This window comes from Bacteroides sp. 1001302B_160321_D4, assembly GCF_015667765.1.
In the GTDB taxonomy this organism is placed as follows: domain Bacteria; phylum Bacteroidota; class Bacteroidia; order Bacteroidales; family Bacteroidaceae; genus Bacteroides; species Bacteroides xylanisolvens.
Genome location: NZ_JADPLO010000007.1, coordinates 1 through 12064, shown reverse-complemented (window position 1 = coordinate 12064; position 12064 = coordinate 1). Strand labels below are relative to the sequence as shown.

Below are 12064 nucleotides of genomic sequence, written 5' to 3'. Positions count from 1 at the left end.
AGATAGTGAATAATCGGTTACATCAGTTATTATTAACTGTTTTTAAAACCTCTTGGTTTATTTCAACCTTACCAAACTCCCTCAATTCCCGCGCCCAGCACGTGTCAAGATAGCTTCGATAATCCTTTCGCACCTGTTCAATTACTTCCCGATAATCATCCGGTCCTTTCATTTTTTCGCCTACCACAATGGTAAAAGGATAAGACATCACGGGTTCGAAACCACCCTTCTTAAAGACCAGTTTATCTATATATTTATTGTCTCCGTCGGCAAAAATACCTTGTTCAACCTGTATCTTTTCCGTCCCGGATGTATTAAAAGTTTGCCGAAGCTGGTCCGCCCACTCTTTTTCCGGCACTTTCTTCAGCATTTTTTTAGCTTGCTTTGCCGTCTTTTTATCAACGCAATGAAGCACGACTCCTCTATACCGGGGACTCTCCCACCGATAATCCGACGAATGAAATTTGAAATAGGTAGCCAATCCGGCCCGGTCATTAATGGCAGGCAACTCTATTTTCTGCCGTGTGATCTCTTTTACCAAATAGTTTTCGTCAGATTCCCGCAAGGCAATACGAATTTCCGGATGCTTTTTATCTATATTCCGACTTTCATAATCCAATAATGATTTAGCTATAAACCCTTCCAACTGGCGTTTGGCAGCTTGAGGATGAGAAGAGGCAAACTGCGTGAACATAGCTCCGGTATATGCCTGTCCATCAATCGTAAAGAGATTTTGTTCTGTCCGGCCTTTCGTCAACAGCTCTTCCATTGCTGCCTGATTCGGGGTATACTGCCATGACTTTTTTAATCGGTCGAGCATCGCTGCCGTGCCTTTGTCTAAAATTTCCTTACGCCGTAACCGCTCTATCAACCTGCCACTGACATTTTCATAAGCAAATGCTTCCTCCCGGTCAATCACTTTCAAGATATGAATCCCTTCAGGAGTGAAGAATGGCTGTGATACCGCACCTTTCGCCAAAGAGAAAGCGACATCCTCAAATTCACTCGTTGTCTCCAGACCTTCTATCCATCTACTCTGCTTATCATCCGAATAGATTTCCACCAAACGGTTAAAATTCAAATCCGGCTGATTCTGTATCACCCGGTATATAGAATCCATCCGGGCTTTTTCTTCTTCCAAATGACGGGAAGTAACCGTCTGCGGTAAACGTTTAAAAATTTGCATGACTTGCACCCGGCCGCTACGTGCTTTCAATCCCATCTTCTGATACAAGACACGGGCACAACTATCCATCACTTGTTTGTCAATCAGATAAGATTCTACCAATTCTGTCCAACATTTCTCGTGTTGTTTACGGAAAACTGTAGTCGTATCAAGCCCGGCAGCCCTGGCTGCTTCCACCTTCAACTTTGATTGAGCGAAAAGTGCCGCATACTCTTTTGGTGAAAGCCGGGCATTTGAGCGTTCTACATAACGGCGGTATGCATTTTCAAATTCCGAACGGAGTACCTCTCTTCCGTTAACACGCATCAATACCGGATCTTCTTGCGCAAAGACCGCGACAACAAAGAGAGAAATACATCCCAACAACAGGCTTCTTTTCATCATCATTTTTTATTTTCCAAACAATAAACAACAAACATCACAGAGGCAATAACAGATAAACAACAAACGGTGAGCAGTGAACACCTTGCTGACAACACAGCCTGTTCACCGTTCACCGTTAATAGTTCACCGTATCTATCTATTATTCCGGACGGCTATAGTTAGGCGATTCACTAGTAATCGTCACGTCGTGCGGATGGCTTTCCATTACACCTGCATTGGTAATGCGGGTAAACTTAGCATCATGAAGTTTATCAATATTGGCAGCACCGCAGTATCCCATACCTGCACGCAAACCACCTGACAACTGATAGACAACCTCGAAAAGTGTACCTTTATAAGGAACACGGGCAGCAATTCCTTCCGGAACCAGCTTCTTCACATCAGCAGTTCCGCTCTGGAAGTAACGGTCTTTCGAACCGTTCTCCATCGCTTCCAACGATCCCATACCACGATAGGATTTAAATTTACGTCCATTGAAAATGATTGTGTCGCCCGGAGACTCTTCTGTTCCGGCAACCAACGATCCGATCATTACACAATATCCACCGGCAGCCAACGCTTTCACTACATCGCCCGAATAGCGCAAACCACCATCGGCAATCAAAGGAATACCTGTACCCTTCAAGGCTTTTGCTACATCATAGACAGCAGACAACTGTGGAACACCTACACCGGCAACCACACGAGTGGTACAGATAGAACCCGGACCGATACCGACTTTCACTGCATCCGCTCCTGCTTCTACCAACGCTTTTGCAGCTTCTCCGGTAGCAATATTACCCACTACGATATCAATGTTCGGGAAGCGTTTCTTAGCTTCTTTCAGTTTTTCAATCACAAACATAGAGTGTCCGTGAGCCGTATCAATCACAATTGCATCCGCACCGGCATCTACCAATGCCTGCATACGATCCAGCGTATCGGCAGTCACACCTACACCGGCAGCTACACGCAAACGACCTTTGGCATCTTTACAAGCCATCGGTTTATCTTTTGCTTTTGTAATATCTTTATAAGTAACAAGACCGATCAACTTTCCGTCCATTCCGACAATCGGAAGTTTCTCGATCTTATGTTTCTGAAGAATCTGTGCAGCAGATTCCAGATCAGTAGACTGGTTTGTAGTTACCAATCTTTCTTTCGGAGTCATGACAAGATCAATATGTTTAGCCATGTCTCTTTCGAAACGCAAATCTCTGTTAGTAACAATACCCACCAAATAACCTTCATCATCTACCACAGGGATACCACCGATTTTGTATTCCGCCATGATGTCCAGTGCATCCTGCACAGTAGAACCTCTTTTAATAGTTACGGGATCATAAATCATACCATTTTCGGCACGTTTTACAATAGCAACTTGTCTTGCCTGTTCTTCGATAGACATATTTTTGTGAATCACGCCGATACCACCTTCACGAGCAATGGCAATAGCCATTTTCGCTTCGGTAACCGTATCCATGGCAGCCGTCACAAAAGGAATTTTTAACTCAATGTTTTTTGAAAACTTAGTCGAGAGATCGACAGTGCGCGGTAAAACTTCAGAATAAGCGGGGATCAACAATACGTCGTCGTAAGTTAACCCATCCATTACAATCTTATCAGCAATAAATGACATAGGGCTATGCGTTTAAAAATTATTGCGTGCAAATATACGGTTTTTATTCAAAATGCGCAAACTGTGCGCCAGAATATTTAATGAGGGGAGCTAATTAATACTTATCAGAAAGAATTGCCTTAAAAGAACACATTCAAAGAACCGAATTAAAGAACAACTTTAAAGAACAAGATTATGGAAAGGCAGATTTTTATTAATGAGATGCAAGCTCGTTTCAATTTAAGAAAACCACGTAGCGAGAAGCCAACCAATCTCTATTTAGTATGCAGAATAAACAACAAACAGGTTAAACTATCTACAGGGGTAAAGATATATCCAGGCCACTGGAATGAAAAAAGACAAGAAGCATATATCAGCGTACGCCTATCAGAGTTAGATAATATAAATAACACTATAGTGAACAAGAAAATCACAAAACTAAAAGAATATTTCATCGAATTTAAGCATTATCTTTGTATGCATCCAGACGAGATTGGAGAAAGTATGAAACTATTAAAACAACACATATATAAAGATAAGATGAAGAAAGAATTACAGAAACCCGTAACTTTTATAATGAAACAAATTATAGAAGCAAAGACTTGTGCAGAAAGCAGTAAGAAACAATATCGTTCTAACATAGACAAATTCGAGCGTTTTCTCAAAGAGAATGAAATTCCCAATACATGGGAGAGCATGAATTTAGATACTATCAATCGCTACCAAAAGCAAATCATAAAAGAAAACCCATTGCATCCTCATAACACTTTGCGTAACATAATTAAAGGAACTATATTTAATTTACTAGGGATAGCAGATAAAAGACTGGATATTCCTTTCAAATGGTCTGACAGCAATTTAAACAGTTTTGAGTTCGTGAAAGATAAATCCAACAAAGAATTAGCAGACAACAAAAAAGTTTCATTAACAGAAGAGCAACTGAATAAATTCTACAAGCATATCATCACGGGAACAGAAAGACAAATAAAGAAATACACAGAAATTAGAGATTTATTCATATTACAATGTTTAGTTGGGCAACGAATTGGAGATATGCAAAAATTCTTTAATGGAGATAATGAAATGGACGAAGAAGCAGGAACTATCTCTATTATACAACAAAAGACAAAAGCCAGAGCTATAATTCCACTATTGCCATTAGCCAAAGAAATTATATCTAAATATGAGAATAAAGAATTATTATATTATAAAGAAAGAAAGTCCATTGTCAATGAAGCCTTAAAAGAAGTAGCAGAACAAGCAGGATTAGACGAGCCTATCACTTATGAAGAAAACGGGATTAAACAAACCCAACCTCTTTATAAATTACTGCATACACATACAGCAAGGCATACTTTTATCACAATATTGTGTAGAAAAGGCATCCCCAAGGAAACTGTTATTATAGCGACAGGACATGAAGATACAAAAATGATAGACAAAGTTTATTCTCATTTAAACAGTAAAGATAAAGCAAAGAAAGTCTCTAATGCTTTCAAAAGTTTAAATAATGGCATTTTTAATATGGGCAAGGTGGAGACAAATTCTCTCAATGAAGCGAAGCCTACGAACGATGCAACTAATAATATCACCTTCGATACTCTGTTGGACACTCAATTTTTTGCATCCCGAATCAATAAAGCCAGTGACATGTTTGAACGTATGGGGTATGTGAAGGACGGCAAACTATATGATTACAATAGCGAGATAAGTGGTATTGTGAAAGAAATAGAGGCTTTTATGCAATCTCCCGCCTCCGGCCTTGAAGTAGCCCATAAATATGTGGAACGGCTGTCTGTTGGTAATCTGTCCAATTTGAGGGACGAGCTTAAGCTGTTAATTGTCAAATGTATAAAGATAGAGGTAAATGTGGAAACTGTCATGCAGATTGTTGATAAGGCTTTCAAAATGGGGATTCTGGATAATGACAGCCTTAATGACATGAAAGAAATTGTAGCGGCAATATTGAAGGCCAAAGACAAGTAAAGTGATTCTACTACCCAAACCGCCATATTCTCCTCGAACAGCTACGGCTGTAAGGAGGTATGATAAAATCTCATTAACTGACGTTAACAGACAGTCTATATTTGTACAATAATCCGGACGAAATTAACCATAATGGATTGTAGAATTTGGATATTATCAGTAAAATGGTTTATCTTTGCAGCAGTTAAATGATTAACTCATATTGTTGATGAGTAAGCATTGAACAACCCGCTCTTTGAAATCATGTACAATCCGACCCCAGCACCTCGGTGCTTTAAGCTATCGCTTTTGCTTGGAAGTGATAAGCTGTAACAATTAGTTCATAATTGTTAATATTATTAATTAGGCAATTCTCGGATTGCCGGGTATATATGAAGGTATAAGTATGCCCGCTCTTATATACCGTTTGATAGTTTCAATAATAATATAACTTTTATGAAACATGTAAATTTGGGGAGCGAAGAAGCTCCCAAATGGTACTTTGTTGCCACGATATTAGTAAATGGCGAAGAACTGGAAATCATTCCTGCCTTCACCGATTATTCTATCAGGCGTAAATGCCTTGAGAAGAATAAAACCTATGAATCTATAGATAAGAGCAAGCTCCTGCCGACCGTGTTTTGCTTCTGTGATGCAAAACCATTCTACGCAGAGAATGTTCCTCTATACGATTACGTAGGTAGTAAAATAGGGAATCTTCCCGATAATGCTCCGGCCGTAATGGTCTATCTGGATAAAGCCGACAATGTTAACTTGCTCGGTTTGACGGATGAGCCACTGCAAGCTGAATTAGTGGAATGTGATAGCGTTTCTGACGCTTACCGCAGAGTGGCAACAACTGCATATCTCTCCCAATGTCCTTCAAAGGATGAGTGGATAGGATATGCCGGAATTGTAACGGGAGATGAATTATTTCTGAATATCCGCAAGTTTGGCATAATGTACTCTATGTCCGGTACTGCCGTACAGGGATATTTTGGTATAAGCACTACTGTTTCTTTATTACAAAGCAAAGCCCTTGCTATGAGTTCTTCTCTTTTTAAAGAAGAATATAGAACTTATGCGCAGGCAGAGCAATTGATGAAGGCAACAGTACAAGCCTTTGGCGTGAAAGCTGCAAAACAGACCAGATATATTAAGGCCATTAATTATTGCATCTCGGAATATGACTTTAATACGGTCTGTAATGTGTTAAACAGCATCGAAGCAACAGAGAAGTTGCGGATTGAAGCAGCTAAGTGTGAAGATAAAATTAGCTGTATTCAGCGACTAATCATCGAGCGAGTTATTAAGATGCGTAACGCTCAACAGCAATAAGAATAACCGGATTGTACATGATACATAAAAATAAGAGGCTGTCTCAAATTGATTTTTGAGTTCAGCCTCTTTCTGTTTGTTTACAATATTCCTCGAATCTCAAAGCCATTCTTCCGGCCGTTGGCGGTCGGTATCTTGACAGGATGAATCTCAAAGAATTCATTGAGGTCGGTCGCCTTCAGTGACTTGTCAATGCCTAGCCTGTCATATACATCATGTAAGGTTTGCTGAATATCAGTAGTTAATATTCTGTCTCCGATATGAATAATGCCGTGTAATTCATGACGAATCTTATTTTTGGTTTTCATGATATGGATTTCATTGAGCAGTTTCTTCTCTTTATAATTCAGAGCTTTAATCCTGTCAACGCCCAAAGCCTCATAATAATACCTCAATTCTGGATATTTGCTTTCCAGTGTTGACATTGCGAGATTGACAATCAGCCCTTGCTTGGCACGATATTCACAGTATGCCTGCATCCTGTCTACAAATGGCTCCTTTTTGATTAGATGTTTCAACTGTTCTTGGTAAACGGCATAAGTTTGATTCTCACTGACATCGAAACTACTATCTTGGAGCAGTTTCTTTACAATTACCCCATTCTGATAATTGAACTTCTGGACATCAAAACAGTATTGCTCATTTACATAGGCTAAACGGTTGAAAACAAATTCTCCTTTCTGTTCATCGTACATTGTATATGAATCCTGATATTTTACATTGTCGGGGATTCTCCTAAAATCCTTGATACGTTTGGCTCTCAATGCTTCACCGGCATTGTTGTTGTCTCTAATCTCGTCAAGTGTCACATTGACCTTCCGGCACAGATGCTCATTGAATGTCTCCTGCTCTACCTCCTCTGCATTGACATTGTAAACGAAGGTGAGGAACTGCCTGAAGGGGTTGCATGCCAGACGCTGCCTGCCTGCAATCTGTACCAATTCCGTTGCTATATCAACCGCAGTGTTCGGGCGACTACAATCGCTAATGACAAAAGTTGCGGCATTGGTGGAGTAGAAATCACAGCCCGCATAAGCGGTGGAAGTACAGAAGGTGAATTTCTTGTGCGTCTCCCCCTTCAAGGGAATTCTTCCCCGTTTGAATCCTTCCCCAATCCTTGCAATCTGTTTATCGTTATCGTCAGAATTACCTACAATGATATTCACTTCTTCCGGTTTGAGTTCCGTTTGTTTAATAATGTTCACAATATTATTTACACTATTGAGAAATATAACACATTCTTTGGAATAAATCCTTTCCCCATTAACATACACAGAAGGATAATTGCCGTTCTGGTAATAGCGAACTATTTCCAATGCTGCATTGATAGGATTCTTTGTGCGTTCTCTATATACTCTGACAATATCCTTTTCCTCCCAGTCAAGCTGATAGTAATTCATATCTTTGAAGTGGTCAATCTGTTCCAGATATTTGTCAAGAATTGGAGTTGCCGATAAGAATGTAACATACGGAAACGACCTTGAATTATCCAAAAAGTGCAACTCAATTTCAGACTTGAAACTGCTATCTGCCAACAGGCATTGGAATTCATCCACTACTACACGCCAATCTGATTTATATTTAATACAGCCAATCAATTTATACACGGAATCGTAGGAGACCAGAATCTTGGGAAGCTCCGCAGTCTGCAAATATGCTTCAATCTCTTTGGTGTCCACCCCGCCAATTACAAGCAAGGTATCAGGGTATTGTTCATGTTTGTTTTTCAACAGTTCATTGCGAGGGCTGCATATAATAGTTTTATGTTCATCTGTCAGTGCGACTGTAGTTGCTCCACAGCCGGGTATCTCTTTATTCAAAATACCATTGGGAAGTTCAAACGGTTTCCCGAATTCTTCTATGAACTTCTCCCGTTCGGTTAAATACTTGATATTTGCCGGAATTTTAATCATTTCTTTCTTCATAAGTTAAGTTAAAAGTTAATTTGACTGGAATAATCTAATTTAACGTTGTCCACTTTATAGAGGATTTTTATCTTTAGTATAAGGGAGTCATGGTAGAAATATTGGACAGTCACAAGAATAATAAAACCTGATACGCATCAGGTCGAATTATACCCGTTTAGGGTATCTCTAACATGAAATCGGAATAATTTTGAGGATTATATTTGGGGTGTTTCTCATTGTCCTGATATTGCAAAGGTAATTAATATTCCGACAGTAAAATCATGAATTGTGGACAATCTGCAAACTTTATACTGATACTGGCATAAGTCCGTTATTCTATAGGGGAGTATATCCTAAAGGCCAATAATGGCATTTGAGAGTGATATATATTACTGGTAAAGTTCCTTTTGATACCCAACTCAAAAAATATAGGTACTTAAAATCATACCCCCGCCCTTTAGATTTAGGCAGTGTTTCTATTTAGACTTTATACAGCTATCAAGTAAAATATTTAATTTGTCAGTGAGCGCATCAGATGTATATTGTGCATAAGCCCCTTCTATTACCCAAAATACCCCTCACCAATCATTAGGAAAAATGAAAGGATTGCATGAATTGCTATTCAGCCCACAAACCTTTTGAACTTCTTAAATGTGCGGACTTATCAACGATTTGTATATGTCTACATATAAAGATGCACAAAGGAAAGTGATAAGAAAGAACTTCATGTCAAGCCCTCATTTTGTCCTTAAATACACTATTTACTAATCTATTATTATGCGTATGGAGAATTTAAAGATTTTATTGACGTTTGGGATAATTCTAATTGTGCCAGTAGTCTTAATGCCACAGTTCTTTATTGGATTATTAATACTGATTGTGGCTTGCTTAGCTTTCAGACAGAGGAATTTCTAATATTAACTTAATAATTACAGATTATGGAATCAACATTACAGATTATGCCAGTACAAAGAACTAGTAGAAACTTTGGTGAATTTGCAGAAGAAGCGGTAATAATTGAAGAGCCAATTATTAAGCAGAAACGACCTCTATTCATTGAAGCCAATACGATTGAAGCCAGTTTGGAGCATCTAAGGAATGATTGTATTATACCCGTATTCGCAAAGGACAACGAAGCTACATTATCTCATGTGGCTTTCATTGAAGCGGTACAGGATGCAACCAATACATTCTTTAGCGGTGAACAAATTGAATCGCCAGATATTCGTGTTTCTCATGTAATCAAAGGTAGGATTCCCGAAGCAATACACAAACCAGCCAATCAGTTATTAGAAAGTGATAAGACTATCTACTACGAAAGGTGCGCTTTTGTTATTGAAGTTCCTACTATCTATGAGACAGTACACGGTAACAGGCTAACCCTTACTATTGGTGGTGTAAGAGCTTATAACCACACCAATCTTTATTCAAAGAAGGGTGCGGAGCGGTTTAAAGTGTTTATTGGCTTTACTTGTAAGGTTTGCACAAATCTATGTGTATCTACAGACGGTTATCTTAGTTGCTTGGAAGTTACCAATACAAGGGATTTATATCAAGCGGTATTGGAAATGTTCCACAAATACGATGCAGCCAAACACATACATTTGATGCAGTCTTTAGGCAATACCAGTATGACGGAGCATCAGTTTTGCCAACTACTTGGAAGAATGAGACTTTATCAGTCATTACCGCAAGGCTATCAGAAAGATATACCTAAAATGTTGCTTACTGATACACAGGTTAACAATGTGGCTAAAGCGTATATCAATGACGAGAACTTTGGCAGCTTGGGGAATGATTTGTCTATGTGGAAGTTCTACAACTTGCTCACAGGTGCAAATAAGAGCAGCTATATAGATTCATTCTTGGATAGAGCCTATAATGCTACAGAACTTGCAACGGGTATATGTTCCGCTTTACACGGTGATGACAAATACCAATGGTTTCTTAGTTAGTGGTATTTGAGAATACACAGGATTGTCAAATACTCAATATCTGAAACTATGAGGAGTTTGTTTTATCTACTTGCTGTGATTGCTACGTTCTTTGTAAGTGTGCTATTATATCCAGTTATGATAATTGGATATATTCTATTGATTGGCTATTGTCTTACTAAGAGATGATAGTACTACTGAAAGGGTATCTATATACTATATATAGGTACTCTTTCTATTTATAAACCTCTTAAATATTATAAATATGGTAATAGAAGGCAGTCGCGAATACAAGGCAGCGCAAGAACTTGAAAGAGCCTTGAACGATTATAGTTGGAATCCTAAAAGGTTTGCTGAAAGTACAAGGTATTACCACCGTACACTACAGCAGGAATTAATGAAAACCATAGTGGAGATTATCCGCATGGTTGGTAATAAGGACTATGGCACAGACCTTAGAAATCAGGCATCGCATGAACTTTGCAAACGGATAGTTGACAGTGGCGTGTTGGATGAAGCTCACTTACCTTTTATATAGGTTGAATGAAGTAAGGACATTATTTACTTAGTGTCCTTGCTTTATAAAAATGTTCACTTTCTCTATTAGTGAATGTTTTGCTAATAATCAGCAGGTTAGATATTCCAGTTTAAAATTAATATTCACTTATATTAGTTTCACTATAAAACAGAACGTTATGTCACTTAAATATTCAAGTACAACAGCAGATTATCTGCAATGGAGCGAAGCAATGAACTTAATAAGAAAATTGGCAAGGGATAATAATTATAAGATGTCACTTCTTATTGCTTTAGGTTGCTTCACAGGTCTAAGAATTTCTGATATTCTCGCCTTAAGGTGGAATCAGATATTAGATGCAGAAGAGTTTACCATTACAGAGATTAAGACAGGGAAGCAGAGGACAATTAGGATTAATATGCAGCTACAGCAACATATCAGAGATTGTTACGGTCATATAAATCCAGTTGGCATAAATGCGCCTGTATTGATAAGTCAGAAGGGGACAGTGTACACAGTTCAGAGAATCAATGTCATGTTGAAGGAGATTAAGAAAAAATACAGGCTACAAATAGGCAATTTTTCGTGTCATTCTCTTAGAAAGACTTTTGGCAGACAGGTCTACAACATGAATAACGATAATTCAGAGCTTGCACTTGTTAAGCTCATGGAGCTATTCAATCATTCCAGTGTATCAATCACTAAAAGATACTTGGGATTAAGGCAAGAAGAATTATTAAATACCTATGATTGTCTTAGCTTCTGACAATTGGGTTGGTATGAAAGTTCAGAATTTCTACTTATATGGGGATTTGACAAGTTTCATACCAACCTTGAATTATTGAGTAGAGACAGCTCTCAACTTTTAATAAACAATAGTTCTTGCAAATTAAACAGCTTTTAGTAACTTTGTAGCAATTTCAGACTTCTATGGAGATAGTTCTGAAAGGACATAGTTAACGAAGAGCGTTTAAAATATTATCCTATCATGAAATCTGGACAATTTCAACTACTTAGGATAATAGGCAAGAACGCTCACGTCAGTGTTATATATTCATCTTAAGGGATGAACTATATATTCTTCTGGCGTGGGCTATTGTTTATTATTAAGTAGTGGGCAGTCCAGAGCCTCATGATAGTAATATTCAGTAGTTCCCACGTATTCTATGTTTCTATCCAAGTCATTTTATGAGTTTAACATTTTCTTAACATCGGTAAATTTAGCATTGTAAAACA

8 protein-coding genes are annotated in these 12064 nt (G+C 38.4%); 5 read left to right on the top strand and 3 right to left on the bottom strand.

The window, feature by feature from the left end; translation table 11 throughout:
• Positions 1–22 precede the first annotated feature (22 nt).
• Together KFO40_RS04320 and guaB are read right to left on the bottom strand one after the other, a co-directional pair.
• A complete protein-coding gene (locus tag KFO40_RS04320; RefSeq protein WP_211146140.1) occupies positions 23–1567 on the bottom strand; it encodes a peptidylprolyl isomerase in 1545 nt (514 codons plus the stop codon).
• Positions 1568–1709: 142 nt separating this feature from the next.
• Complete coding sequence (guaB, locus tag KFO40_RS04315; RefSeq protein WP_008020388.1) at positions 1710–3188, bottom strand: IMP dehydrogenase; 1479 nt, start codon at positions 3186–3188, stop codon at positions 1710–1712.
• A 174-nt stretch (positions 3189–3362) separates the two neighbouring features.
• Here guaB and KFO40_RS04310 point away from each other — a divergent pair, with 174 nt between their 5' ends.
• Together KFO40_RS04310 and KFO40_RS04305 are read left to right on the top strand one after the other, a co-directional pair.
• Positions 3363–5153, top strand: a complete 1791-nt coding sequence (locus KFO40_RS04310; protein ID WP_211146112.1) for a site-specific integrase — start codon at positions 3363–3365, stop codon at positions 5151–5153.
• Between the two features lie 435 nt (positions 5154–5588).
• Positions 5589–6470 (top strand): hypothetical protein, encoded by an 882-nt coding sequence (locus tag KFO40_RS04305; protein WP_211146111.1) that lies wholly within the window; start codon positions 5589–5591, stop codon positions 6468–6470.
• 80 nt (positions 6471–6550) lie between these two features.
• On the opposite strand, the gene KFO40_RS04300 is transcribed toward KFO40_RS04305, so the two are convergent.
• A complete protein-coding gene (locus KFO40_RS04300) occupies positions 6551–8395 on the bottom strand; it encodes a DEAD/DEAH box helicase family protein (RefSeq protein WP_195578880.1) in 1845 nt (614 codons plus the stop codon).
• Positions 8396–9315: 920 nt separating this feature from the next.
• On the opposite strand from KFO40_RS04300, the gene KFO40_RS04295 reads away from it, so the two are divergent.
• The 3 genes from KFO40_RS04295 to KFO40_RS04285 all read left to right on the top strand — a co-directional run bounded on the left by KFO40_RS04295 (position 9316) and on the right by KFO40_RS04285 (position 11594).
• Complete coding sequence (locus tag KFO40_RS04295) at positions 9316–10332, top strand: DUF3871 family protein (protein WP_005681910.1); 1017 nt, start codon at positions 9316–9318, stop codon at positions 10330–10332.
• 244 nt (positions 10333–10576) lie between these two features.
• The gene (locus KFO40_RS04290; protein ID WP_118407508.1) at positions 10577–10849 is read left to right on the top strand and encodes a hypothetical protein; all 273 of its coding nucleotides are present in this window, start codon (positions 10577–10579) and stop codon (positions 10847–10849) included.
• Positions 10850–11006: 157 nt separating this feature from the next.
• Entirely contained in the window at positions 11007–11594 is a 588-nt protein-coding gene (locus KFO40_RS04285) for a tyrosine-type recombinase/integrase (RefSeq protein WP_149953342.1), read from the top strand.
• The last annotated feature ends 470 nt before the right edge of the window (positions 11595–12064 follow it).